The organism is Pseudarthrobacter sp. KH_020_B (assembly GCF_057840185.1).
Map to the genome: position 1 here is coordinate 625,053 of NZ_CM174506.1, position 23,194 is coordinate 648,246.

23 protein-coding genes, 1 tRNA gene, 1 other RNA gene and 1 pseudogene are annotated in these 23,194 nt (G+C 65.7%); 12 read left to right on the forward strand and 14 right to left on the reverse strand.

Features of this window, described 5'->3' with window-relative positions; genetic code table 11:
• The first annotated feature begins 81 nt into the window (after positions 1 to 81).
• Both AC3IT0_RS03035 and AC3IT0_RS03040 read left to right on the forward strand, forming a co-directional pair.
• The gene (locus AC3IT0_RS03035) at positions 82 to 324 is read left to right on the forward strand and encodes a hypothetical protein (protein WP_489322331.1); all 243 of its coding nucleotides are present in this window, start codon (positions 82 to 84) and stop codon (positions 322 to 324) included.
• A gap of 132 nt (positions 325 to 456) precedes the next feature.
• Entirely contained in the window at positions 457 to 672 is a 216-nt protein-coding gene (locus AC3IT0_RS03040) for a hypothetical protein (protein WP_489322332.1), read from the forward strand.
• 90 nt (positions 673 to 762) lie between these two features.
• Here the strand turns inward: AC3IT0_RS03040 and AC3IT0_RS03045 are convergent, their stop codons facing one another.
• The gene (locus AC3IT0_RS03045; protein ID WP_489322333.1) at positions 763 to 2,121 is read right to left on the reverse strand and encodes an aspartate kinase; all 1,359 of its coding nucleotides are present in this window, start codon (positions 2,119 to 2,121) and stop codon (positions 763 to 765) included.
• A gap of 214 nt (positions 2,122 to 2,335) precedes the next feature.
• Here AC3IT0_RS03045 and AC3IT0_RS03050 point away from each other — a divergent pair, with 214 nt between their 5' ends.
• Positions 2,336 to 3,307, forward strand: a complete 972-nt coding sequence (locus tag AC3IT0_RS03050; RefSeq protein ID WP_489322334.1) for an ABC transporter ATP-binding protein — start codon at positions 2,336 to 2,338, stop codon at positions 3,305 to 3,307.
• Complete coding sequence (locus AC3IT0_RS03055; RefSeq protein ID WP_489322335.1) at positions 3,304 to 4,455, forward strand: ABC transporter permease; 1,152 nt, start codon at positions 3,304 to 3,306, stop codon at positions 4,453 to 4,455. Before AC3IT0_RS03050 ends, AC3IT0_RS03055 begins: the two co-directional genes overlap by 4 nt.
• 108 nt (positions 4,456 to 4,563) lie before the next feature.
• On the opposite strand, the gene recR is transcribed toward AC3IT0_RS03055, so the two are convergent.
• From recR to AC3IT0_RS03075, 4 genes and pseudogenes are all read right to left on the reverse strand, one after another.
• Complete coding sequence (recR, locus tag AC3IT0_RS03060) at positions 4,564 to 5,163, reverse strand: recombination mediator RecR (protein WP_489322336.1); 600 nt, start codon at positions 5,161 to 5,163, stop codon at positions 4,564 to 4,566.
• 63 nt (positions 5,164 to 5,226) lie between these two features.
• Positions 5,227 to 8,505: a DNA polymerase III subunit gamma and tau gene (locus AC3IT0_RS03065; protein ID WP_489322337.1), complete on the reverse strand. Its 3,279-nt coding sequence runs from the start codon at positions 8,503 to 8,505 to the stop codon at positions 5,227 to 5,229.
• Between the two features lie 50 nt (positions 8,506 to 8,555).
• Positions 8,556 to 8,652, reverse strand: an RNA gene (ffs, locus tag AC3IT0_RS03070) — signal recognition particle sRNA small type.
• A 64-nt stretch (positions 8,653 to 8,716) separates the two neighbouring features.
• Positions 8,717 to 8,920: pseudogene (locus AC3IT0_RS03075) on the reverse strand (Txe/YoeB family addiction module toxin).
• A 164-nt stretch (positions 8,921 to 9,084) separates the two neighbouring features.
• On the opposite strand from AC3IT0_RS03075, the gene AC3IT0_RS03080 reads away from it, so the two are divergent.
• A complete protein-coding gene (locus AC3IT0_RS03080; RefSeq protein WP_489322338.1) occupies positions 9,085 to 9,405 on the forward strand; it encodes a type ISP restriction/modification enzyme in 321 nt (106 codons plus the stop codon).
• Positions 9,402 to 9,560, forward strand: coding sequence for a type ISP restriction/modification enzyme (locus AC3IT0_RS03085; RefSeq protein WP_489323704.1), 159 nt, complete (start codon positions 9,402 to 9,404; stop codon positions 9,558 to 9,560). Before AC3IT0_RS03080 ends, AC3IT0_RS03085 begins: the two co-directional genes overlap by 4 nt.
• Positions 9,561 to 9,647: 87 nt before the next feature.
• On the opposite strand, the gene AC3IT0_RS03090 is transcribed toward AC3IT0_RS03085, so the two are convergent.
• Positions 9,648 to 9,974, reverse strand: coding sequence for a hypothetical protein (locus AC3IT0_RS03090; protein WP_489322339.1), 327 nt, complete (start codon positions 9,972 to 9,974; stop codon positions 9,648 to 9,650).
• A gap of 86 nt (positions 9,975 to 10,060) precedes the next feature.
• Positions 10,061 to 11,599, reverse strand: coding sequence for a M28 family peptidase (locus tag AC3IT0_RS03095; protein ID WP_489322340.1), 1,539 nt, complete (start codon positions 11,597 to 11,599; stop codon positions 10,061 to 10,063).
• A 459-nt stretch (positions 11,600 to 12,058) separates the two neighbouring features.
• Here AC3IT0_RS03095 and AC3IT0_RS03100 point away from each other — a divergent pair.
• A tRNA-Ser gene (locus AC3IT0_RS03100) sits at positions 12,059 to 12,146 on the forward strand.
• A 61-nt stretch (positions 12,147 to 12,207) separates the two neighbouring features.
• Here the strand turns inward: AC3IT0_RS03100 and AC3IT0_RS03105 are convergent.
• Complete coding sequence (locus AC3IT0_RS03105) at positions 12,208 to 13,128, reverse strand: oxygenase MpaB family protein (protein WP_489322341.1); 921 nt, start codon at positions 13,126 to 13,128, stop codon at positions 12,208 to 12,210.
• Positions 13,129 to 13,294: 166 nt separating this feature from the next.
• Here AC3IT0_RS03105 and AC3IT0_RS03110 point away from each other — a divergent pair, with 166 nt between their 5' ends.
• The 3 genes from AC3IT0_RS03110 (at position 13,295) to AC3IT0_RS03120 (ending at position 16,330) form a co-directional block, all read left to right on the forward strand.
• The gene (locus tag AC3IT0_RS03110) at positions 13,295 to 14,665 is read left to right on the forward strand and encodes a M23 family metallopeptidase (RefSeq protein ID WP_489322342.1); all 1,371 of its coding nucleotides are present in this window, start codon (positions 13,295 to 13,297) and stop codon (positions 14,663 to 14,665) included.
• 81 nt (positions 14,666 to 14,746) lie between these two features.
• Positions 14,747 to 15,274 carry a glutathione peroxidase gene (locus tag AC3IT0_RS03115; protein ID WP_489322343.1) on the forward strand — a complete coding sequence of 176 codons (528 nt, stop codon included), beginning with the start codon at positions 14,747 to 14,749 and terminating at the stop codon, positions 15,272 to 15,274.
• A gap of 123 nt (positions 15,275 to 15,397) precedes the next feature.
• Positions 15,398 to 16,330 (forward strand): phosphodiesterase, encoded by a 933-nt coding sequence (locus AC3IT0_RS03120; RefSeq protein ID WP_489322344.1) that lies wholly within the window; start codon positions 15,398 to 15,400, stop codon positions 16,328 to 16,330.
• A gap of 2 nt (positions 16,331 to 16,332) precedes the next feature.
• Here the strand turns inward: AC3IT0_RS03120 and AC3IT0_RS03125 are convergent, their stop codons facing one another.
• Both AC3IT0_RS03125 and AC3IT0_RS03130 read right to left on the reverse strand, forming a co-directional pair.
• Positions 16,333 to 17,748, reverse strand: a complete 1,416-nt coding sequence (locus AC3IT0_RS03125) for a stealth family protein (RefSeq protein WP_489323705.1) — start codon at positions 17,746 to 17,748, stop codon at positions 16,333 to 16,335.
• Positions 17,749 to 18,028: 280 nt separating this feature from the next.
• Positions 18,029 to 18,958: a Cof-type HAD-IIB family hydrolase gene (locus AC3IT0_RS03130; RefSeq protein WP_489322345.1), complete on the reverse strand. Its 930-nt coding sequence runs from the start codon at positions 18,956 to 18,958 to the stop codon at positions 18,029 to 18,031.
• Positions 18,959 to 19,098: 140 nt separating this feature from the next.
• On the opposite strand from AC3IT0_RS03130, the gene AC3IT0_RS03135 reads away from it, so the two are divergent.
• Together AC3IT0_RS03135 and AC3IT0_RS03140 are read left to right on the forward strand one after the other, a co-directional pair.
• The gene (locus AC3IT0_RS03135; RefSeq protein WP_058930154.1) at positions 19,099 to 19,398 is read left to right on the forward strand and encodes a type II toxin-antitoxin system VapB family antitoxin; all 300 of its coding nucleotides are present in this window, start codon (positions 19,099 to 19,101) and stop codon (positions 19,396 to 19,398) included.
• On the forward strand, positions 19,391 to 20,062 hold the full coding sequence (locus tag AC3IT0_RS03140; protein WP_489322346.1) for a LytR C-terminal domain-containing protein: 672 nt from the start codon (positions 19,391 to 19,393) through the stop codon (positions 20,060 to 20,062). The genes AC3IT0_RS03135 and AC3IT0_RS03140 overlap by 8 nt, the downstream gene beginning before the upstream one ends.
• Before the next feature lie 11 nt (positions 20,063 to 20,073).
• Here the strand turns inward: AC3IT0_RS03140 and AC3IT0_RS03145 are convergent, their stop codons facing one another.
• The 4 genes from AC3IT0_RS03145 to AC3IT0_RS03160 all read right to left on the reverse strand — a co-directional run bounded on the left by AC3IT0_RS03145 (position 20,074) and on the right by AC3IT0_RS03160 (position 23,182).
• Positions 20,074 to 20,703: a TetR/AcrR family transcriptional regulator gene (locus tag AC3IT0_RS03145; protein WP_489322347.1), complete on the reverse strand. Its 630-nt coding sequence runs from the start codon at positions 20,701 to 20,703 to the stop codon at positions 20,074 to 20,076.
• Between the two features lie 53 nt (positions 20,704 to 20,756).
• Positions 20,757 to 21,464 (reverse strand): DsbA family oxidoreductase, encoded by a 708-nt coding sequence (locus AC3IT0_RS03150; protein WP_489322348.1) that lies wholly within the window; start codon positions 21,462 to 21,464, stop codon positions 20,757 to 20,759.
• Between the two features lie 156 nt (positions 21,465 to 21,620).
• Positions 21,621 to 22,151 carry a GNAT family N-acetyltransferase gene (locus tag AC3IT0_RS03155; protein WP_489322349.1) on the reverse strand — a complete coding sequence of 177 codons (531 nt, stop codon included), beginning with the start codon at positions 22,149 to 22,151 and terminating at the stop codon, positions 21,621 to 21,623.
• Positions 22,152 to 22,180: 29 nt separating this feature from the next.
• Positions 22,181 to 23,182: a sugar phosphate isomerase/epimerase family protein gene (locus AC3IT0_RS03160; protein WP_489322350.1), complete on the reverse strand. Its 1,002-nt coding sequence runs from the start codon at positions 23,180 to 23,182 to the stop codon at positions 22,181 to 22,183.
• Between the last annotated feature and the right edge of the window lie 12 nt (positions 23,183 to 23,194).

Below are 23,194 nucleotides of genomic sequence, written 5' to 3' on the forward strand. Positions count from 1 at the left end.
CATTCTCCTCCAATAGTTAGTGCACTAATTGTTAGCGTACACTGGTGGGAGTAATTGGGTTCTATCGAAGGGTTCACTTTCATGGGCAAAGGCAAGTCAGTTGACAAGGGCAACGCATCCCAGCGGTTTATGCGGGCAACAGGCAAGCTCAGGGCAATTTTCGGCCCGGCCAACCGCAGTTCCCTGGTGCATGACATGACCGAAGAGAACCGGGCACTCCTGGTTCAGCGCGAGCGGGAAACGCAGCAATGGGAAACAGTCACCCGCCCGGACGGCAGCACCTATGTTGTGCCCAGGAACCCGGGCGACCAGTCCCTCCGCTGAGCTTCTCCCGGCCTCCCCATGAGGCCGAACCTCATCAGGCCCTTTTGTGGGCTGCGGGCGTAAAATAAGGGCACTGACTCCAAAAGGAGATAGCGGCTCTTTCGCCCGCAACGCGGGAAGGGGGTGGAAACAATGGGACATGCGCTCACCGGTTTTATGCAAGCGACTGACAGGCTCCGTTTTGTCTTCGGGCCGGCAACGCGCCTGGACACGGATACGCCCGTGGTCCACAAGCATGATGATTTTGAGCAGGCCTCTGACGAGGACCTTTCCCACTTCGTAGTGGAAACCGATTCCGAAGGTCATCACTACGCCGTGCGCCGCGAAGAACTGGACAAGCAGGGCTGAGCTGCCCGCTTTGACCCAAAAAAGAAAATGCTCTGGCGGCCGGCAGAACCGGCCTCCAGAACATCCTTTTGTGGTGCAGCGGGCTGCGGGCTAGCGCCCCGTGCCGCCGTAGACGGTTGCCTCGTCCTCGCTGTCCAGGTCGAAGGCCTTGTGGATTGCACGGACGGCGTCGTCGAGGAGATCCGCGTGTGTCACCACGGAGATCCGGATTTCCGAGGTGGAGATCATGTTGATGTTGATCCCGGCGTCGGACAGCGCCTTGAAGAACGTCGCGGAGACGCCCGGGTGTGACCGCATGCCGGCCCCGACCAGGGACAGTTTGCCGATCTGTTCGTTGTATTCGATGTTCTCGAAGCCGATGTCCGGCTGCGCGGCTTTGAGCGCTGCCAGGGCGTCCGCGCCTTCGACGATGGGGAGCGTGAAGGAAATGTCCGTCCGGCCCGTGCCGTGCGTGGAAACGTTCTGCACGATCATGTCGATGTTCGAGTGGGCGTCGGCAATGACCTGGAAGATCGCGGCCGCCTTGCCGGGGATGTCCGGTACACCCACCACGGTGACCTTGGCTTCGGAACGGTCGTGTGCAACGCCGGAGATGATTGGCTGCTCCAAGGCAACTCCCTCTTGAGTGGTGGTCTTGTCTTCGGCGCTGGGGATGACCCAGGTGCCTTCGTTCTGGCTGAATGAGGACCGGACATGCAACGGCACACCGAATCGGCGCGCATATTCAACGCAGCGCAGGTGCAGGATCTTGGCGCCGGACGCTGCGAGTTCCAGCATTTCCTCGCTGGAGATGGTGTCGATCTTCCGGGCGGACGCCACCACGCGGGGGTCAGCGGTGTAGATGCCGTCAACGTCTGTGTAGATCTCGCAGACATCGGCGTCGAGGGCGGCCGCCAGGGCGACGGCTGTGGTGTCCGAGCCGCCGCGGCCCAGCGTGGTGATCTCGTTGGTGCTGCGGCTCATGCCCTGGAAGCCGGCCACGATCGCGATGTGCCCCTTGTCCAGGGCGGTACGGATGCGGTGCGGATCGACGTCGATGATGCGCGCCTTGCCGTGGATGCCGTCGGTGATCATGCCGGCCTGGGAGCCGGTGAAGGACTGCGCTGAGGCGCCGAACTTGTTGATGGCCATGGCCAGCAGGGCCATGGAGATGCGCTCACCGGCGGAGAGGAGCATGTCCATCTCGCGGGCAGGGGCGGAATCGGTCACCTGGGCGGCCAGGTCCAGCAGTTCGTCGGTGGTGTCTCCCATGGCCGAAACCACCACTACAACTTCGTTGCCTGCGCGCTGCGCGTCGACCACGCGCTTTGCGACGCGCTTGACGCCATCGGCATCCGACACGGAGGAACCGCCGAACTTCTGCACGATCAGCTGTTTGGTCACGGCAGTGGCTTCGGGCAGCTCCTGTGGCTGCGTTGCTGTGTGCACTTCGGAAGTGGGCGTACTCATGCGCGTACCTTCACTGGATCAATCGGAGTTCTGGAGGTCAGCCACAGCCTTGCGGCTGGACGGCATGACGTGTCAGCCCAGTTTATCGCCGCCTGCGGCCGGACGTGGAATTGTGTCCAAATCTCAGCCTTCCGGCGGATACTGCGCCCGTCGGCTCAGGCGTAGGCTCATAAGTCAGTATGCATGAACGGCTTGGGGGACAGGTGCTCGGGAAATGACAGAAAACTGGGACAAAATAGGCATTCCGGCCCAGCCGGAAAGCCCTGAGCAGTATGCCATCAGCGCCACCGCGGTGAGCCGCAGCTTCGGGCAGGTGCACGCCGTCGAGCACATGGATTTCCATGCTCCGGCGGGAAAAGTCACCGCCCTGATCGGCCCCAATGGCGCCGGTAAGACTACCCTGTTGCTCATGCTGGCTTCGCTGCTGGCGCCGGATTCCGGCACTGTCGCGGTGGAGGGGCTGGACCCCAAGCACCACCGCGCGGAAGTGCGCAAAAGGATTGGCTGGATGCCGGACACCCTGGGCGTGTGGGAGTCCCTGACCGCCCGTGAGATCCTCACCCAGATAGCCCGTTTCTACCAGCTGCCCAAGGCCGGAATCCCGCAGCGCGTCAGCGGGATGCTGGACCGGGTCCGCCTGAGCGACCTGGCGGACCAGCCGGCCCGTGTCCTGTCCCGGGGGCAGCAGCAGCGCCTCAGCCTGGCCCGCGCCCTGATCCACGATCCGTCCGTGCTGCTGCTCGATGAGCCGGCGTCCGGCCTGGACCCGGGATCGCGGGTGGAGCTGCGGGTGATGCTACGGCAGCTTGCGGCGGAGGGGAAGTCCATCGTGGTCTCCTCCCACGTGCTCAGCGAGCTGGACGAAATTGCCGACGCCGCGGTATTCGTCAACCGAGGGAAGACGGTCCGGCACCAGACCACGGACGAGGCCGCCGCCTCCGGCAGGCGCTACGCCATCTCGGCAACCGATGGTGCCGCGCTCGCCGCCAAACTCACGGAACTGGGCCTGGCGTTCCGGGTTGAGGACGGCCGCCGGCCGGGCGTCAGCCTGGTGTTGCTGAACGACGACGACGCCGCCCGCCTCCTGCGCGACCTGGTGCTGGCCGGCGTCGGGGTCAGCTCCTTTGCCCCCGCCTCGGGTGCCCTGGAAGAGACGTACATGAACCTTGAGGGGGAGCGGCGATGAGCCGGCTGGCAGATACAACGCAGCGCCCGCCGGCCTCCGGCCTTGCTGCCGGCTACCTTGCCGGCATCCGGGATGTGGTGGTCCTGGAACTCAAGCAGCGGCTCCGGTCCCGGGGCTGGTACATCATGCTGGCGATCTGGTTCATCCTGACCGGCCTGGTGACGTGGCTGACGTGGGCCAGCTGGAACGCCCAGCGCGAAGCCCAGCGCACCTATTCAAACGTCATGCCGCCCGACACAGGGCCGGGATCCATGATCTTCGAAGTGGTCCTGGCCTTTGTACTCCTCTTCGCGTTGCTGGTGGCGCCCGCGCTTTCTGCCAACGCCGTCAACGGCGACCGCGCCGGCGGCACGCTGGCCATCCTTCAGGTGACCCTGCTGCGGCCCGGACAGATCCTGTGGGGCAAGTTCTTCGCCGCGTGGGCCGCCGCCCTGGCATTCCTGGTTGCCAGCACGCCATTCCTGGTCATCGGAGTCGCCCTCGGCGGCATGACGCCCGGCCATGTCATCGTGGCCCTGTTGATGCTGGCCGTTGAGGTGGGTGTGGTGTGTGCCATCGGCGTCGGAATTTCCGCGCTGGCAGGGCGCCCGCTGTTCTCGATCGTGGTCACCTACCTTGCAGTGGCCGGGCTCGTTTTCGGTTCCCTGATTGCCTTTGGCCTGGGCACCGGGCTCTCGCAGGGCACCATCATGGCCAACCAGGCGCAGTACCGCAACTACGCACCCTACGAACCGATGCAGGAACAGCCGATGCCGCAGGAACCGGAGTACACCTGCTCCGGTCCGCTGCGCGCCCAGCCGGTTGTGCGCACCGAACGGGTGGCGTGGATGCTGGCCATGAACCCCTACGTGGTGGTGGCAGATGCCATTCCCTACACGGTCCGCGTCAACACTGGCTTCGGCATGTCATCACCGGTGGGGGCCATCGAATCCATCAGCCAGGGTGCACGGTACGCCATGGCAGGGCCCGAGGGTACCTACCCCTGCGCCAACGGCGAGGCCAAGCCGCAGTACCTGGCACAGTCCACTCCCTTGTGGCCGCTGGGGCTCGGCCTGCAGCTGCTGCTCGCCGGGCTGCTGATGTGGTTGGGTTGGCGCTCGTTGCGCACCCCGGCGCACAGGCTGGCCCGGGGGACGCGAATCGCCTAAAGCCGGTGTGGCCCGACGACGGCTCAGCCTCGCCGCCTGAACCGGGCAAGGCCTGAACCGGGCAAGGCCAGGACGGGGCGCCCGCTAGCCTGAGCCCCGTCAGTCAGATCAGGTCAGGGCGTTGCGGCGGCCTTCGAATGCGCGGCCGAGCGTGACCTCGTCGGCGTACTCAAGGTCACCGCCCACGGGGAGGCCGGAGGCCAGCCTGGTCACCGCGATGCCGATTGTCTTCAGCATTCGGGCCAGGTACGTGGCTGTTGCTTCGCCTTCGAGGTTGGGGTCGGTGGCGATAATGACTTCCTGGATGGCGCCGTCGTTCAGCCGTGTCAGGAGTTCCCGGATCCGCAGCTGTTCGGGCCCGACGCCGGCAATGGGGTTGATGGCTCCGCCCAGCACGTGATAGCGGCCGCGGAAGGACCGGGTGCGCTCCACCGCGAGGACGTCCTTGGACTCCTCCACCACACAAATGACTGACGGGTCCCGGCGGGGATCGCGGCAGATGTTGCACAATTCCTGCTCGGTGACGTTGCCGCAGACGGTGCAGAACTTCACGCGTTCCTTCACCATGGTGATGGCGTCCACGAGTCGCTTCATGTCCTGGGGGTCAGCTTCGAGGATGTGGAAGGCAAGCCGCTGGGCGGATTTGGGACCGACACCGGGTAGCCGTCCGAGCTCGTCGATCAGCTCCTGGACTGCACCTTCGTACACGTTTTCCTCTTTTGGTTTGGCTTGGATGGTGACTGGGGTTGCCGGAGCATATGCGGCAGGTGCCTAGAACCTTGAAGCGATGGGGCTTCCGTCCGGGGATCGCTCCTCGATCAGCTTTCCGCCCAGAATACGCTCGACGGCGGCGCGTCCAAAGACGCCGGATTCCTCGATGGTTTCATCGTCCGCGCTTGGAATGTCCTGGACATAGGTGGCGGCGGCAGCCCTGGCCGGAGCCTTTGCACGCCCGGCTTCGGCCTCAGGGCTGTTGGACAGACGCTGGTAAAGACTCTGCCGGGCGGCAGCAGCCGACTCGGAGGTTGCCGGGGCCGGCTGCAGGGGTGCGGTAGCCGGAGCGGCGGATGCCATCGCGTACTCGCGGACCTCGACCGGCTCGGGAACCACCGCTTCCCCCGGCGGGACTGCCGGTACTGCCGGGGCTTGGCCAGCAGGTGCCTGGCTCACTGCTGCCTGGCCGACTGGGGCGCCGCTCTGTGGCACCGCAGTTTCTATTGCGTGGCGTTCTGGCGCGTGGCTTTCTGGTGCGGCTGGATGATGTGCGGCGACGTCTGAGGTTCCGGCGGCAGCCACGGGAGGCAAGCCCCAACTGGCGTCGGCTTCGGACTGGCTGACGGCAGACGACGCCTGGGGGACCTGGGCAGTAGCCGGCTCGTAGCTGGGCGCGGGAGCCGTCTCTTTGGCCTCTTCCGGGACGGACGTGTTCAGGCTTTTGCCAACATTGGGCTCGGTGCCAACCACCCATACACCCGGCGCCTGCTCCACGGCCCGGCCCCAAGGATCCAGTGCCGTGTCGGGCTGTGACGGAGCAGCCGCCGATGCACCGGGAGAGGATCTGGCCGATGGGGAGGCTACTGCTGCGGCAGCCTTTGGAGCACTTCGAGCGGGCCGATTGGCACGTGCGGCCACCGAAGGCTCAGGCTGTGCCGGTGACAGGCGTGGCATAGAGGAAGCCGAAGGATCCCAGTCCACGGGGGGTTCCTCGTCCAGCGGCGGAGCATCTTCGTCGCGCGGTGGACCCCAATCGTCATCGGAGTAGGCGTACGAACCGGCAGTGGCATCCGGCTCAGCTGGTCCCGACTGACGCGGGGCGGCTGATACCTGGGTGGTTGCTGCCTGGGCGGCCGGTACTTGGGTGGCTGCCACATGGGCGGACTCAGTATCTGCCGGTGCGCTGACGGCGCCTGTGTGCTGGACAGCCTCTGCAGGGGCTGCTGCGCCTGCAGAAGCCGAAGCAGTGGGAGCGGCAGGCGGGGCGGCTGGTGCAGGGGCACGTGTCGCGGGGGCAGGCGGAGGTGCAGGCACGGTGGCATGGACGGCAGGGGTGGAAACGGCGCTGGCAGGGGCCAGGCCCCACGCGACGTCGGCTGAACTGGGCGGATCTTCCGGGCTAGCGGGCGCTTTTGGGTTTGGCTCAGCGCTCGCTGCCCTGTTGGCGCCACCGGCAACCGCGGTGATCTGGCAGTCGATGCCCACCGTTTTGTGGATCGCTTGCCGCAGGTTCTCAGCGTGGTCAGCCCGGCCAAAGGCGCCGGCCAACCCGGTGGTGCTGAACGACAGCGTCAGGACCTGGCCGTCAAAGGCACCTACCTGGGCGTTCGGCTCAACCAGCGCCCACGTGCTGCGCTTGATCTTGGAGAGCGTCTGCAGAACTTCCGGCCAGGCACGGCGCAAGACTTCGACGTCGCCTGTGCCGGCTGCGCCAGTGCTTGCCGGGCCGGGTGCAGCCGGAGCATGTGCGGCGGCAGGAGCCGTGACAGCGTCGGTGCTTGCCGGCGAGGTGGTCGAGGGAACTGCGCGGGCGGTGTCTGGCCCGGTCTCCCGGGTGGGCTGACTGGTTGTCGGCGGCGTTGAAACGGGCCGCCTGCCAGTGGGCTCGTCAACCGGCCAGTCGTTGGTGCTGACCCTGGGCGGTGTCAGCGATGTCCTGGCTTCTTCGGCTCCGACGACCTGTGGCCGGGCCGACTCAGGACCGGCAGCGGCCGGCGCTGAAGGATGCTGCGCAGCAACCGGCGCCGCAGCAACTTGCGGTGCCGCGGCTGGAACCGAAGCAACCGGAAGTGCCGCAGCGGGCGTGTCAGAAACGGCTGGCGCAGAAGCTGCTTGCACGGAAACCGCAGCGCCCGCCGGAACGGGAGCGCCGACGTCGTTCCCGGCGTAGTTCAGGCGGCGCTCCACACGGTCGATCCGGGCAGCGATGCCGCGTTCGGACTGCTCCGAACTGGGAAGCAGGATGCGGGCGCAGAGAAGCTCGAGGTGCAGGCGGGGAGACGTGGCGCCGGTCATCTCGGTCAGTGCCGTGTTGGTGACATCAGCGGCGCGCGAGAGTTCGGAAGCCCCGAGGTTGTGCGCCTGGTTCTGGAGCCGGGCGATCTGGTCCGCAGGCATGCCGCGGAGGATTACCTGGGCGCTTTCGGGCATGGCCTGGACGATGATGAGGTCGCGGAAGCGTTCCAGCAGGTCCTCGACGAAGCGGCGGGGATCGTGGCCTGTCTGCACCACGCGGTCCACGGCCCGGAAAACTGTGGCGGCATCGGAGGCGGCCACAGCTTCCACTACGTCGTCCAGCAGCGATGCGTGGGTGTAGCCGAGGAGGGCGACGGCCAGCTCGTAGTCGAGGCCGTTGGGTCCGGCACCGGCCATCAGCTGGTCCAGCACTGACAGGGAATCGCGGACGGAGCCGCCGCCGGCACGGACCACAAGGGACAGAACGCCGGGAGCCACCGGAACGTTTTCCTGATTGCAGAGGAGCTCCAGGTACGCCATCAGCGGCTCCGGCGGGACAAGCCGGAAAGGGTAGTGGTGCGTGCGGGAGCGGATGGTGCCGATGACTTTGTCCGGCTCCGTGGTGGCGAAGATGAACTTGATGTGCTCCGGCGGCTCTTCCACGATCTTCAGCAGGGCGTTGAAGCCGGCGGAGGTGACCATGTGGGCTTCGTCGATGATGAAGATCTTGTAGCGGTCGCGGACGGGCGCGTAGGTGGCCCGCTCACGCAGGTCGCGGGCGTCGTCAACGCCACCGTGGCTGGCGGCGTCGATCTCGATGACGTCCAGGGAGCCGGAGCCGCCGCGGGCGAGTTCAATGCAGCTGGGGCACGTACCGCAGGGGGTGTCCGTAGGGCCTTGGGCGCAGTTGAGGCAGCGGGCCAGGATCCGGGCGGAGGTGGTTTTTCCGCAGCCGCGCGGGCCGGAAAAGAGGTAGGCGTGGTTGACGCGGTTCTTCCGCAGCGCCGTCATCAGCGGCTCGGTAACGTGTTCCTGCCCGATGACGTCCGCGTACGAATCGGGGCGGTATCTACGGTAAAGGGCGGTGGTAGTAACAGTCACGAGAAAACCCTACCAATCCGGGCTGACAGTCTGCGGCCCTGTGGGGGAATAGTAAAGACCCCCCATGCACCCGCCAGAGCCCGTTTACCCTTGCTACCTTCCGGTCCTGGGGGAGTTCAACAGGATGACGCCACATGAGGGGCCGCAGACAAGTTTACCCGAAGATTCAGGAAGGTCTGGACGACCAGTTTCGTGGCCCGTCAGAGTCCGATTAGTTGCCGTAGCGATACCGGCAGGCTGCGATCAGGATTTCGACGCCGGAGCCACCTTCCGCGTAACGGTAGACGAGGCGGTGCTCGTCAGTGATGCGGCGTGACTAATAGCCATGGAAGCCGTGCTTGAGTGGCTCGGGTTTTCCGATGCCTTCGTTGCCGTTCCGGGCGATGTCTTGAATCAGGGCGTTGATCCGCATCATTGTCCTGCGGTTCTGGGCCTGCCACCACAGGTAGTCTTCCCGCGCGCTTTCGTCCCACGAGACGATGACCACGTCTTCCTTGCCGGGGCGCGTGATGATCACTTCTTCGCGGCTGGAGCCGCGGCACAAAGCAGGATTTCGATCCAGGCAAGATCATCCCATCCATGTATCGGCCGTTCTGCAGGCAGAGCGCATACTTCGACGGGGTGCTGAACCACAGGACCTATCAACTGCCGAAGCTATTCCCCTCGCCCACACAGCAGAACCTCGCCATTGTCATGCCGCAGGGTGGCTCAGCGGCAGCGTTTTCAGTCCTGATGAACGACACTGTTCCGGCATTGACACCAAACGGCGGCAACCAAGCCTTCAGCCTCTACACCTACGAGCCCGTCTCAAGCGAAGCGCGGGGTGATCTTTCGGGGAGGCCGATCCCGCCGTCGTCGACGGTTATGTTCGCAAGGACAACATTACTGACGCGACGCTGACTGCCTACCGCGGTTTCTATGAGGACCCCGCCATCAGCAAGGAAGACATCTTCCATTACGTCTACGGCCTGCTCCACAGCCCCACGTACAAGGAGCAGTACAAGGCCGACTTGATGAAGATGCTGCCGCGCATCCCGAAGGTCAAGGACTTCTGACGTTTCGCGGCCCTGGCCCGCTTGAGCGGTGCGGGCCTGCACCGCTCAAGCGGGCCAGGGCCGCTGGTGCAAAGGCCCGGACACCCGCTACCGTCGCCAGCCGTCCACCGGCCAGCTCATGAACGCCGGCTCCTCGTAAGGGTGGGCTGCCCGCAGAGCCCGCACCACGGCGTCGAGCATGTCCTCCTCAACCACGCACTCGATGCGGGTTTCGGGCACCACCTCCCCGGTCCCCACAGCCCCGATGAACGGCTCGGCGCCGGGCAGGGCAGTGAAACGCCCCGTGCCGGGAGAAGTGAAGGAACAGTGCGAATAATTCCCGATCCGGCCTGCACCGGCGTCGCCGATGGCACGCAGAACCGCATCGGCATGCGTCTGCGGAACGTACACCACGAGGGCATTCAGCTGGGTCATGGCAACATCCTGCCAGCGAATGGGCGCCGACGGCGGATCGCTTCTTCCCGCGCGGGGGTGGAAAGAAGCGATCCGCGCCTTACCTATCAGCGGACTGCGTGACTGCCCTTGAACTCCAGCTGCGTGGTGCCGGTGCCCAAGCCCTTCGATGTGCCGTTCACTGCAGAGGTGGTTTCCGCGAACGTCAGCGTTGCGTGGGCGATGGCGTCCGCCATCTCCTCCAGGACCGTTTCGTCGAGATTGTCGATGTCGTCGCACGCCTGGTGGTAGCAGGGGTCATAGGCGATGCCGGCCCTGCCACCGTAGATGGCCGCCTGCGTTGCCGTCTTGATCTCCTCGGCGCCCGTGAACAGACCGCCCGCTGGGATGCCATTTTCGATGAAACCGAAGTAGTCCGAGCGGCCGTCAAACTCAGTGGGTTCCGTGGCCAGGCCCTGTGAGGCGAAGTAGTCCAGGAAGACCTTTTCGATCAGTGCAGAACCGTTGGGGCCAGCGGTGCCCAACTCCTTGCCGTCGCCGTCGTAAACGAAACGGACCGGGTTGGGCGAGGCAACCATGTCGAAGTTGAGGTTGAGCGCGTGGTTCTTGAAGTCGGTCTTGCTCAGCTGCGAGATGTAGAAGTCGGAGCCAACCAGGCCGTCTTCCTCACCGCTCCACCAGGCGAAGCGGACGCGGTTCTGCGGCGATTCTCCGGGCTCTGCAAGCTGCAGGGCCGTCTCAAGAATGGCTGCGGAGCCGGAGCCGTTATCGTTGATGCCCGGGCCTTCGGCCACCGAGTCGAGGTGAGCGCCCACCACGACAGTCCGGTCGGCGCGTCCGGCGGTTTCTGCCAGGACATTGAAGGTCTGGATCGGCACCACGGTACCGGCAACCATGACGCGGGCTGTAGCGCCCGGAAGCCCTGCGAGTTCCTCGCCGACGGCGAAACTCGCGCCAACGGTCGGAATGGTCACGGCGGGGTTGCCCGGCGCCGGCGCACCGATGGTGCCCTGGACTACGCCCACGCGGTCAGCGCTGTTGCCCTGGTTGAAAATGATCACGCCGGCGGCCCCGGCTGCCTCGGCATTGACCGCCTTGGCGTTGAAGGTACACGTGCCCCGCTGGATCAGGGCGATGTGCCCGGCTGGGAAGCCGGCGAAATCGGCGGCCTCGCAGCCGCTCGTGGACGCACGGTCGCCCACCAGATTGATGTCCACCGGGGTCACGGTGGCACTGACGTCACCGAAACCTGAATAGGACATGGCCGAGAAATCGTCCGTCGTGTACGTGCGGGGGGTGGGCGTCAACCTCTCGAAGGCCTCGCCGTCCAGGAAGAACTTGAAGTAGTCGAAGTACTGGCGCTGGGTCTCGAAACCTGCGGCGTCTAGCTGTTCCTCGATGTACTCCGCCGAAGCGACGTGGCCTGGCGTGCCGGCAGCGCGGGTGCCGTCGTTGGCATCGGCGATGGCTTGCAGCGCCTCAAGGTGGTCGATGATGGCTTCAGCGGAGACGGCATCGCGGATTGATCGCGTGTCGGTCCCGTTGTCTGCCTTGGCCGGCGGCGTCATTGCAGCGGCGAGGATGGCAAAAGTTGCCACGCCTGCGGCGAGGGCGGAGGGTCTGTGTCCTGCTTGCAGCTTGTGCATTTTGTGCATCTCCCTGGTGCCAGACCCGGCCTCTGGGTAGCCGGGTACGGTAGCGCTGAATGTACTCTCCGGTAGTCACCTCGTGAAGGGTTGCCTGGTAAGGGTCCTGCCCAGGGCCGTCCGCCTGGGCGGCGGTGCCGGCGGGAGGCGTGGCTGGCCGGCCCGCCGTCGGGCGATTTGTCTCGTCGTCGCATTGCTTATCCGGCAGGCAAGGCCGATCATGGGTATGTACACCGATTGGGGCAATCTCAAGGTTGTGAGCTGCGGGGCCTGGCTGGAGGGCCGGACCCGGCAGCTCAACGGCGTATCGGAGGAATGGGCGCATTGGGGGCGTCCATTTTTACGTTAACGGGCCAGCTGGAGCCCGGATTGCCGCGTGCGGTAACAGTCCGCCGGCCCAATTGGGCGATGCCGGAATGTTCAGGTAGTCTAGTATCTGCTTTTGATTCGAAAGCAGCTGGAGAATTCGCCTAGCGGCCTATGGCGCACGCCTGGAACGCGTGTTGGGTTAACGCCCTCGGGGGTTCAAATCCCCCATTCTCCGCCAAATTAATCCCGGTCCTGACCTCGTCAGGGCCGGGATTTTTGCATCCCGGCCTGACCCCGCGTCAGCAGTCGAATTCGTAGCCGAGGCGGTGGAGGCGCTCCCGGGCCGCCTGTTCGCTCGGTCCAGGCCCGCGTCCGAGGGCAAGATGCACGACGCCGAGAGTCACCTTCGTTGCCAGCCTCACGGGGAGCGGGAATGGCCCCAGCCGGGGGACCTGGAGGCCCAGCATCCGGCGGTACTTCGGCTCCAAGCTATAGACGGCGCCGGCGAAGATGATCCGGTAGCCAGGGCGCAGCAGCGGATGCAGTGGCGGGTTGCGGATGAACTCGACGGTCTCGGCAACCCTGCTGTCCGCCACGAGCTCACCGTTGTTATACCAGCGGTCCAGTTGCTCCCGCATTTCGGCCTCGCTCAGGGGCGGATCCTCGACGCCCATAAGCCGTCCAGCTTGGGCCCACTCGCGTACGTAGGCGTCCGGGCCGCCGGGGATCCCGGCTCCCCAGATTTTGTGGGCCGAGAGGAAGGCGTCCACGAACGCGATGTGGACCCAGCGGGCGAGTTCCGGATCATTGGCCGAGTAGCTCCGCTCGCCGCCGTGCCCGTCACCATAGCTCCCCTGAACAGGCTCGTGCAGGCGACGGACCCGGGCGGAAGCCTCGTCGGCGGCTGCCTGTGGACCATAGGTGACGGTGAAGATCCAGCGGATGGTCCGGGCCAGCCGGCTGAGCGGATCCGTGCGGAAGTCGGAGTGCTCGTGGATCCCCGCCAGCGCTCCCGGATGCAGGGCCTGCATCAGGAGCGCGCGGACCCCGGCCACAATGGTGGTCATGGAGCCGTGCACCGCCCAGACGGCCGAGCCGGGCAGGTGATAGCCGGCGTCGTCCCCTTCGGCCAGCCGCGGAACCCAAGCGGGCGGGCCGTCAGTGGTGCCGGTGAAAACCCGTTTGATTTCGCCCTGCCATTCCCTGAGGAACTTTCGCATGTCACCATTCTCGCCCAGAGCCCGGCGGGCATGGTTCTGACGGCGGATCCACAAAATGTCCGCAGCCGTACCGGCTCGGGGGTTCACAGGCCCGGGCCTTTGTGGTCCCATGAGATGGAAAGTCCGTCTGGATCCGGGGTCTGGCGGGCCAACCCGGGAGTAACGAGTGGGCAAGCATTGGGGATCCGGCCGGGACAAGGAGCCCGCGGGCGGCTGCGCCATAGCCGTGCGCGCGCTGGCCGCCAGCACAGTTGTTGCCGGGTCGCTATTCGTCGTCGGATTCCCCGGACCGCTCCCCGTTGAACACCATCCGGCAGCGTCGCCGGTCGGCACCGGACATGTTGGAACGCCCGTGCTCGGTGCTTTCCTGACGGACAGCCGCGCCTTGGTTCCGTTCAACCGCACCCTGGTCAGGACCATCGCCAAGGGCGGGAGCGCTCCGCTCAATGTGGCCGCTGCCGGGCTCACCCGCCCCCCGGAGGGTTCTCTCATGGCGCCTCTAGAGTTCCTCGCGTCAAGCTCCCCATTCGGGTACAGGGTCAGTCCGATCACCGGTGCGGGCGGCGATTTCCACCTGGGACAGGACTTCGCTGCAGGCTGCGGCACCAGGGTCTATTCGGCCGACTCCGGCGTGGTCCGGGCCGCCGGTTGGCACCCGTGGGGCGGCGGAAACCGCGTGGAAATAGACCACGGCAACGGCCTGATCACCACGTACAACCACTTGGAAGCTGTCGCGGTCCGGACGGGGGACTCCGTGCAGGTGGGCCAGGTCATTGCCCGGGTGGGCACCACGGGATGGTCCACGGGCTGCCACCTGCATTTCGAAACCATCCTCCACGGCAAGCACACCAGCCCGCTGAACTGGACGCTCCTCCGTATTCGCCAGTTGGACGAGCTCGAGGACATAGCAATGGGCAGCTATGACGCCAAGCCCGCGGGCGCCGGCGCGCAACGCTGGGCCATCCCTGTCGCCGAGGACAACAGCCACACGGTCCTTGGCGGCGAAGAGGAACTGTCCAAGGCGCCCGATCCGGTCGAAACGCCGCCAACGACAGAACCGCAGGACGAGGCACCTACGGAAGGGCCGTCGTCGGACGCTACCCCGACTGAATCGGGGACGCCGGACCCCACTGCGACAGAATCGGGGACGGAAACAGCGACGAAAACACCCACCTCGACGGCGTCACCCTCCCCGACGTCTTCCTCGCGCTGGCCAACGCGTCCGCCGCGGGGCACCCCAAGCGCCACGCCGACGACGACGTCTCCCAGCCCCACGGGCACCTCACCCACCCCCACGGGCACCTCCCCTGCACCGACGACGAGCGCGTCTCCGACGCCCACTGCCTCTAGGACCAGGCTGTTCCGGCCTAGCTCGCGCACAACGCCGACGCCGGCGCCAGCGGTGGAGCCAACAGTCACAACGAGTGCCGCGTCCCCAGCGGAAACGGTGTCGCCCTCGCCTTCGTCTACTACGACAGCTACAACCACCGCCACGCCCACAGGCACCGCAACATTGTCCGAGTCGGCGGGCCCCTGACAGAGAACTCCCAGACTGCACCCGTACCCTTGATGGTTGGCCACGAATCACCTGCATGACCAACCTTTCAAGGACGGCGCTGTGACAGACCTGTACACCATTCCGCTCACCCTCAACGACGGCACCGAAACCGACTTCGGCCGGTTCAAGGGCAACGTGGTGCTGGTGGTGAACGTGGCGTCAAAGTGCGGTTTCACTCCCCAGTACGCGGGCCTGGAGACGCTCTACGAGAAGTTCCGCGACCGCGGCTTCGACGTGCTCGGAGTTCCGTGCAACCAATTCGCCGGCCAGGAGCCGGGCAACGACAGCGAGATCGCCGAGTTCTGCGAGCGGACTTTCGGTGTCACTTTCCCGCTGACGGCCAAGGCCAATGTGCGTGGCAAGGACCAGCATCCGCTCTATGCCGAGCTGACGAGGTTCAAAACCAGTGTGCTGCCCGGCCTGGTGAAATGGAACTTTGAGAAGTTCCTGGTCAACCGCGAGGGCGACGTGGTGGCACGCTTCGCGCCCAGCGTCGAACCGGACTCCGCCGAAGTCATCGATGCCATTGAAATGGCACTGGCCGAATTTGACGTACCGGCCGCTATCACGGAACTTTCCGGAGCGTAATTCTTTTAGTTTTTTCCAACTTCTGACCAACGATTTACCCACAGTTTGCCAATTGTCTGATTGGATAATAGTTACTGAAGGGTAGAAGGGAAACGCCGTTTCCCACCGACCACAGAGGCAGCAATGAAGCACATCGAGGCCGAACACCCCCGGCCACGCCACTTCCTTCTCCACCTGAGCGACCCCCACCTGTTGGGAGGTCCGGATCCCCTTTACGGCGCAGTCGACAGCGAAGCCAAGCTCATTCAGCTTTTCGAAGAGGTCAGGGCTTCCGGCGCCAGGCCCGAGGCCGTGATCTTCACGGGTGACCTCGCCGACCAAGGCGACCCTGAAGCCTACGCAAAGCTACGGGCAATCGTTGATCCCGCCTGCGCGGACATGGGCGCCCAGGTCATCTGGGCCATGGGCAACCACGACAACCGCGCCAACTTCCGGACCGGGCTGCTGGGCGAGCCGGCCAGCGACGCGCCCGTGGACCGAAGCTACTTCATCAACGGCCTGCGCATCATCACCATGGACACCTCCGTCCCGGGTTACCACCACGGCGAGCTGAGCCCGGCACAGCTGGGGTGGCTCACCCGCCAGCTGGATACCCCGGCTCCCGACGGCACCATCCTGGCGCTCCACCACCCGCCGGTCCCGTCGGTCCTTGACCTGTCCGTGCTCGTGGAACTGCGCGATCAGGCAAGCCTGGCCTCCGTGGTGCGCAACTCCGACGTCCGGACCATTCTTGCCGGGCATCTGCACTACTCGACCACCGCCACCTTTGCGGGGATTCCTGTCTCCGTCGCCTCTGCCACGTGCTACACCCAGGACCTCAACGTCGCCGTAGGCGGCACCCGCGGCCGGGACGGCGGGCAGGCCTTCAACCTGGTGCACGTCTACGAGCACACCATTGTCCACTCCGTGGTTCCGCTGGGCAGCGCGGTCACCGTGGGTGAACATGTCACCTCGGAAATGACTACCGAGCGACTGGCCGCGGCGGGCATCACCATCCCGGACACGGCGAAAGCAGGGGGCGTGAGGAAGGTATCCCTTCCGTACTACGCCATCTAGCGTCAGAGCTCCCAGGGCGCCTTGATGGGGTAGTACTTCTCCAGGAAATCGGTCACGATCTCGGCGCGCTCGTCCGCGGGGACTTCGGGGAAGCTGCCGTCGTTCAGGCAGAAGAAGTCCATGTTCCGCTTGGCCAGCAGCTTGGGCAGGTAGTTCAGCCCGGCCCGCATGGTGGTGTCCACGTAGCGCACCTTGGCCGCGGTCTGCGTGACGGCTCGGCCGGTGAGCAGGGCGTAGTAGTGGTAGAACGAATTGGTGACCGAGATGTTGTCCGCGCCGCGGAACCTGCTCGCCGCCGTCTTCTGGAACTCCTCCGGGAACTCACGCTCCATCCTGGCCACAACGCTGCGCCGCAGCGGGGCGGCGGTGTGCTCCAGGTGCCGCGTGGTGATCCGCCCGAAGCGGTTCCAGAGTAGCTTGCGGTTAACCCGGGCGGCGTTCTCGAAGCCGCTGCGCTCGGCGTCGTTGTCGCCCAGCCCGATCCGGGTCTCGGCCTCGATGAACTTGGTGACGCCACCGGGAGTGAAGAACATGTCCGGGCCCACAGAGCGGCCGAAGAACATGTCGTCATTCGAGTAGAGAAAGTGCTCGGAGAGGCCCTCGATGTTGTGGAGCTGGCATTCCACTGCCTGCGAGTTGTGCGTGGGCAGCACTGAGGGATCGGCGAAAAATTCCTCGCTGCGGACAATGGTTACCGACGGGTGCTCCGCGAGCCACGCCGGGGCGGGAGAGTCCGTGGCGATAAAGATGCGGCGGATCCAGGGCGCGAACATGTACACCGAGCGCAGGGCGTATTTGAGTTCGTTGATCTGCCGGAAGCGGGCGTCACTGTCGTCGCCTTCGCCGAGAACCACACCCTGCTGCTGGGCACGGCGGGCCGCGATGTATTCGGGCGAGCTGCCGTCCACCCACGAAAACACCAGGTCGATGTCGAAGCTGATGTCGCTGGCATGGTCGGCGAACATGTTCTCGATGGTGGGCCAGGTGTGACCGTACCGTTCAACCGTCCCGCGGACAGCGTCCTGGTACTGCATGGTGCGGCGGGTCAGGGAGTTTTCGATCGGGAGGATCAGCTGATCGCCCTCGAAGCTCCAGAGCTCAATCTGAACGCCGGCGGAGGAGCCGAACTCGAAACCGCCGTCGGGCTCAACTCGGGGACGGTACAGGCGGAAGATGCGGGCCTGGCGGTTGGGGGAGAGATCCCCGTCGGCCACCAGCACGGAGGACTTCTTTTTCGCGTCCACGGTCATGGAGTAGACGGGCTCGTTGCGGCAGGCCGCCACCAAGGCTGCACGCAGCTTCTTGCGGTCCTTCCAGTCCAGGGCGATGACCGGACGGTCGTTGTTGCCCCGGACCAACAGGTAGTCCAGGCCCTCGCCCGCGAGGACGCCCCGCAGGAACAGCAGGTCCTCAACCATGGCCTGGTAAGGCGTCCGGTTGTGGTTGATCAGGGCATACCTGCCCTTGTGCCGGACGACGTCAGGCCGGTGCTTGAGCCGCGCCTCAGCCGCCGGAGATGTCACCTCCGCATGCGTGCGCGGTTCTACGGACGCCTGGCCGCCGTAGTAGATCTCGTCCTGGACAGGTGCTTCTGTAATGGTTGTCTCCGTCGCGGCTAAATGGTAAGCGTTCTTATTTGAATAATAGCGCGACCCCCAAAATGGCAGGCCTCAAACGGGCGCCCCGGCCGGGGACGGCTCAGCCGACCATGGCCTCCCGCCAGCTGCGCAGGAAGGCTTCGCCGGCGTCGTCGTGAATGACATCTTCCCCAAGACCCAGATCGGTGGCGGTCAGCACGTCATAGGGCTTGACCGGAACGCCGTCCGCCGGGCGGACATCAACGTGCTTCACGGGATGGTCGTTGTGGTGCAGCCAGTCCGCCATGGCGTAGTCCGTGCGGGAATCCCCTACGGTACGCCACGCCTGCGGCGTGATGCCCTGTGCCGCCAGCAACTCCACGGCGCGGCTGGCGCCGAGGTCCTTGCCCAGCCGAACGGACTCAATGTCGGTGGAAATGATGGTGGGATCGACGCGGTAGTCCACCTCGTCGTCGGAATTCGGTGCGTGGTGCTCCAGGCGGACCGCGCCCATACCGTGGCGGCCCATCAGACCCATGGCGTCGGAATCGAAAAGCTTCTGTTCGGCCAGGTAATCGGCGGAGGGCACCGCGATGTGCTGCTCAACGGACACCATGGCGCGTTTCGTCTCGTCAAAAAACATGTGCCTGGAGTAGTCCTCGGCCACGAGCCTGCGGACGTCATCACCGTAGGCCTTGGGCACGGCAAGTTCGTGATCAACGTGGATGGGGCCGGGCCCGGCGGCGGTGTAGCTGAACCACACGGCGCCCTTCTCGCAGATGGCGTGGATGATGGTCCCGGCGGGAATGCCGGCGGCGATCATCGGCTCCATGACCTGCTCCCGGATGAAGGCATCGGAGCGGCCGGTATTGAAAACGACCGGAATTCCGGCGGTGGCCAGCGCCACCAGATCGGCAATGATGCCGGGTTTCACGTCACGCGTCACGGGGCTGGCCACGGGTCCGTCAACGTCGAGGAGGAGGGCAAGTGGCGGGGTGGACGGCAGGCGGACGCCGGGCGTGGTGCTGGCAGGGAATTCGGGTGCGGTCATACCTCCATTGTGTCAGCCAGGGCCCTTCGATCCTGCCCCGGGCGCTGCAATGTCCGCGGCATGTGACAGTTTGGCTACAACCTTGCGGTGCTGCGGGCCGGACACTTCTCTTGCGCCGCCAAGCTGCCTAGGGTGGCATGGTGATCTTCAAAGCTGTGGGCGAGGGACGCCCCTATCCCGACCATGGTTTCAACACGCCCAAACAGTGGGCGTCGCTGCCGCCGCGCCCTGTCCGCCTGGACGAACTGGTGACCACGAAGCGGACGCTGGACCTCGAAGCACTCCTGGCCGAAGACTCCACCTTTTTTGGTGACCTCTTCCCCCACGTGGTGCAGTACCAGGGAACCCTGTATTTGGAGGACGGGCTGCACCGCGCCGTCCGGACAGCGCTGCACCAGCGGACCGCCATCCACGCCCGCGTGCTGGTCATAGATGGCTAGGAAACCCAAGGACGCCAGCGTCCTGCACGGCCACCACGTTGTCACCGGCCCCGAACTGCGTGCCACATTTGAGGCCGCCGGCGACCCCGACAATCCCGTGCGCGTGCGCCGCCGCGTGGTGCACGGAGTGGTTTTGGTTCTGCTGCTGGGCCTCATTGCCGGCGCCATCATCATTGCCCTGGCCATCAGGAACGGGCAGTTGAACCTTCCGACGACGGCGGGCAGCGACGAGCCCCGGACCACCTGTCCCGGGGCCACCTTTGACTACACCCCCAACGACAAGATCAACCTCAACGTGTTTAACTCGACCAGCCGCCCCGGGCTGGCCCGCGCTGTGGCGGACGAGTTGCTGGTCCGGAAGTTTGTGGTGGGGGCCGTAGCCAACACGGAGGCTGGCTTCCGTGGCGTGGCCGCGGTGGTTTCCGGGGCTGCCGGGCAGTCTGCGGCGTTCAGCGTCCAACGGAACCTGCCCGGCTCCGACTACTTCCAGGACGGCCGGACGGACGCCAGCGTTGACGTGATTCTTTCCAGCGATTTCAAGGAACTCGCCGCCGCGGACCAGGTAGACCAGACTCCCGGGACGCTCAGCTGCCCGCGCGAAAGCCGGCGGATCGCTGACGACGCCAAGTGGCCGGTTATTCCGACGGCCGGCGCCAAACCCTAGGCCCCCACACGCTAGCTGACGCGCAGGGGTGCCCCGTCGTCGTCGAACCTTGCTCCGGCGCCCAGCTGGATGAACCGCACGGTCCGGGCGATCCGGGCCTCAAGTTCGGCGGGCTCGTTGCTGCCGCGGGCGGCGCTGGAGGAGAGCGTGCCGTGAATGAGCTGCGCCTGCTGGCCAATGTCCGCCTGCGGCAGGTACCCCTGCGCCATGCCGTCCCGGAGGATGCCCTGCAGCAGGACGCTGAGTTCACCCACGTGGTCGGCCAGTTTCGCAAAGGACGACGGCGACAGCACCGCCGCCATCGCCGGTCCGGGCGGGAGGTGGCGGCGGCTGAGGTCCTCCACCTGGGTGCGCACGTACAGCGCCAGCCGTTCGACGGGGTTCTCGAGCGCGCTCAGTGACTCCCGGAGTTCGGCGAGGAAACGCTCGGTCTCATCCAGGGCGTACGAGATCAGCAGTTCTTCGATGTCCGCGTAATAGTTATAGACCGCCGTCCGCCCCACCCCGGCATGCCGGGCGACGTCCGTCATGGTCAATCCGGGCAGTCCGTGCGTGAACAGGAGTTCCCCGAACGCTGTCAGGACCCGGCGTTGAGTCTCGGCGCGTTGTGCGGCATTGTTGGCCGCCGAAATCCTGGGCATGCGGACACTTTACCGCGATGTGTCAGTAAACCCGGACTTTTCAGCGGGCCGCGTCAGACCGCGCAGCCGTCCGGGCCGCAGGCCTCGCCGTCGTTGCCGTCCGCGGCGTTAACCAGAACCAGCGGGTTGGTCTCCTGCCACGCCTGGTTGAGCGCCGCGGTGAACGTTTCGGCCGGCTGGGCACCGGAGAGCCCGAACTTCCGGTCGATCACGAAGAACGGGACGCCGCTGATGCCCAGGGCGCGGGCTTCCTCGAAATCGAAGCGGACGTCGTCGGCGTATTTGTCCGTGGTGAAGAGCTCGGCGACGTCGTCAGTGTTGAGGCCCAGGTCGTGGCCCAGCGCGGTGAGGTAGTCGGCGCTGCCGATGTCCTTGCCGTGCTCGAAGTGATCGCTCAGCAGGCGTTCCTTTGCGGCATCCTGCTGTCCGTGCTGGGCCGCGAGGTGGATCAGGCGGTGGGCAGTGAAGCTGTTGGCCACCACCACTTGGTCGAACCGGTAGTCCAGGCCCTCGCCCTTTGCCTGCTGGGTGACGTGGTCAAACATCTGCGAGACCTGTTCCGGGGCCATGCCCTTGCGCGTGCTCAGGTAGTCCAGTTCGGTGCCGTCGTAATGCTCGGGGAGGGTGGGGTCCAGCTGGTAGCTGCGCCACTTCACCTCCACGGCGTCGCGGTGCGGGAACTCGGCCAGGGCGGCCTCGAAGCGGCGCTTGCCGATATAGCACCACGGACACGCGACGTCTGACCAGATCTCAATCTTCATGCTTGCCACAACTGTGCGCGTCACACGCCCATTCCCCGGCGGGGTGTCAGATTGGTCACCATGAAGCGCGAACGCACACTTGCGGCCCTCAGCCGCGGGGCCGCAAGTGTCCCTTCGCGCTGGGTGTGGGCGGTGGGTGTGTCGCGTTGGGTGGGGTCAGACGGCTCGCTCGAGGACGAAGTCGTGCTCCACGGTGGTTCCCAGCCGGAAGGACTTGCTGCCCACCTTGCGGAAACCGGACTTCTCGTAGAACCGGATGGCCCGCGCGTTCTGGCTGTTCACGCCCAGCCACACCCCGGCCGCGCCCGCTTCTGCGGCAGCCTGGAGGCTGGCGAGCATCAGTTCGGCGGCAGCGCCCAGGCCGTGGTGTTCGGGGTGGACGTAGCATTTGCTGAGCTCCATGGACGGCAGGACTTTCAGCGCCGCCGCCACATCCGGATCCTCTGCCGGCCGGTTGACGAGCAGGCTGTAGCCGCGGAGCGCGCCGTCGGCGTCGATGACCAGGATGGCGACCTCAGGATCCGCCAGGTACTCCCGGAAGTGCCGCTCGCTGAGCGTGTTGGCCAGGTGCGTGGCAATGTCCTCCGGTGACGACGACGGCGGGCAGGCCAGCGGGAAGGTGACGGCCGCCAGTTCGGCGAGCGGGCCGGCGTCGTCCGCTGTTGCTTTCCGGATGGTGTGGGTCATGCAGGGATTCTACGTGCGCTTCCTCCGGGTCAGGGCTTGGTGCTGAAGGCGGCGTCGAAGCTGGTCTGGGAGGCGGGGAAGTCGAACTTCTTCAGCGCTGCCAGGGCTTCGGGGGCGCCGTGGAGGCGGTCCATGCCGGCGTCTTCCCATTCGACCGAGATGGGCCCGTCGTAGCCGATCGCTGTCAGGGCCCGGAAGGAGGATTCCCAGGGGACGTCGCCGCGGCCTGCGGAGACGAAGTCCCAGCCGCGGCGCGGGTCGCCCCAGGGCAGGTGCGAGCCCATGACGGTGTTCCGGCCGGTGGGGCGGAGCTTCGTGTCCTTGCAGTCCACGTGGTAGATCCGGTCCTTGAAGTCCCAGATGAAGGAGACGGGGTCGATGCCCTGCCACATGAAGTGCGAGGGGTCCCAGTTCAGGCCGAATGCTTCGCGGTGGCCGATCGCTTCGAGGGTGCGGACGGTGGTCCAGTAGTCGTAGGCGATTTCGGAGGGGTGGACCTCGTGGGCGAAGCGGACGCCGCATTCGTCGAAGACGTCCAGGATGGGGTTCCAGCGGTCGGCGAAGTCCTGGTAGCCGGCCTCGATCACGGCGGCGGGGACGGGCGGGAACATGGCCACGTATTGCCAGATGGAGGAGCCGGTGAATCCGACGACGGTGTCCACACCGAGTGCCTTGGCCAGCCGGGCGGTGTGTTTCATTTCCTCGGCGGCGCGTTGGCGGACGCCTTCGGGGTCGCCGTCGCCCCAGACCTTCGCGCCCACGATCGCTTCGTGGCGGAAGTCGATGGGGTCATCGCACACGGCCTGGCCCTTGAGGTGGTTGGAGATGGCCCAGACCTTCAGGTTGTACTTCGCCAGTACGGCGAGTTTGGACTCGACGTACCCGGGTTCGTCCCAGCGCCAGGCGTCCAGGTGGTCCCCGGACACGGCGATTTCCAGGCCGTCGTAGCCCCAGCCGGAGGCCAGGCGTGCGACTTCCTCGAACGGGAGGTCGGCCCACTGGCCGGTGAACAGGGTATAGGGGCGGGGCATGTCAGGCTCCTT

Coding starts and splice junctions, on each gene's coding strand:
- AC3IT0_RS03040 (WP_489322332.1), top strand. CDS start 457: ATGGGACATGCGCTCACCGGTTTTATGCAAGCGACTGACAGGCTCCGT.
- AC3IT0_RS03105 (WP_489322341.1), bottom strand. CDS start 13,128: ATGCGAAAGTTCCTCAGGGAATGGCAGGGCGAAATCAAACGGGTTTTC.
- AC3IT0_RS03055 (WP_489322335.1), top strand. CDS start 3,304: ATGAGCCGGCTGGCAGATACAACGCAGCGCCCGCCGGCCTCCGGCCTT.
- AC3IT0_RS03090 (WP_489322339.1), bottom strand. CDS start 9,974: ATGACCCAGCTGAATGCCCTCGTGGTGTACGTTCCGCAGACGCATGCC.
- AC3IT0_RS03150 (WP_489322348.1), bottom strand. CDS start 21,464: ATGAAGATTGAGATCTGGTCAGACGTCGCGTGTCCGTGGTGCTATATC.
- AC3IT0_RS03050 (WP_489322334.1), top strand. CDS start 2,336: ATGACAGAAAACTGGGACAAAATAGGCATTCCGGCCCAGCCGGAAAGC.
- AC3IT0_RS03160 (WP_489322350.1), bottom strand. CDS start 23,182: ATGCCCCGCCCCTATACCCTGTTCACCGGCCAGTGGGCCGACCTCCCG.
- AC3IT0_RS03140 (WP_489322346.1), top strand. CDS start 19,391: ATGGCTAGGAAACCCAAGGACGCCAGCGTCCTGCACGGCCACCACGTT.
- AC3IT0_RS03095 (WP_489322340.1), bottom strand. CDS start 11,599: ATGCACAAGCTGCAAGCAGGACACAGACCCTCCGCCCTCGCCGCAGGC.
- AC3IT0_RS03080 (WP_489322338.1), top strand. CDS start 9,085: ATGTATCGGCCGTTCTGCAGGCAGAGCGCATACTTCGACGGGGTGCTG.
- AC3IT0_RS03155 (WP_489322349.1), bottom strand. CDS start 22,151: ATGACCCACACCATCCGGAAAGCAACAGCGGACGACGCCGGCCCGCTC.
- AC3IT0_RS03045 (WP_489322333.1), bottom strand. CDS start 2,121: ATGAGTACGCCCACTTCCGAAGTGCACACAGCAACGCAGCCACAGGAG.
- AC3IT0_RS03125 (WP_489323705.1), bottom strand. CDS start 17,748: ATGGTTGAGGACCTGCTGTTCCTGCGGGGCGTCCTCGCGGGCGAGGGC.
- AC3IT0_RS03130 (WP_489322345.1), bottom strand. CDS start 18,958: ATGACCGCACCCGAATTCCCTGCCAGCACCACGCCCGGCGTCCGCCTG.
- AC3IT0_RS03035 (WP_489322331.1), top strand. CDS start 82: ATGGGCAAAGGCAAGTCAGTTGACAAGGGCAACGCATCCCAGCGGTTT.
- AC3IT0_RS03145 (WP_489322347.1), bottom strand. CDS start 20,703: ATGCCCAGGATTTCGGCGGCCAACAATGCCGCACAACGCGCCGAGACT.
- AC3IT0_RS03120 (WP_489322344.1), top strand. CDS start 15,398: ATGAAGCACATCGAGGCCGAACACCCCCGGCCACGCCACTTCCTTCTC.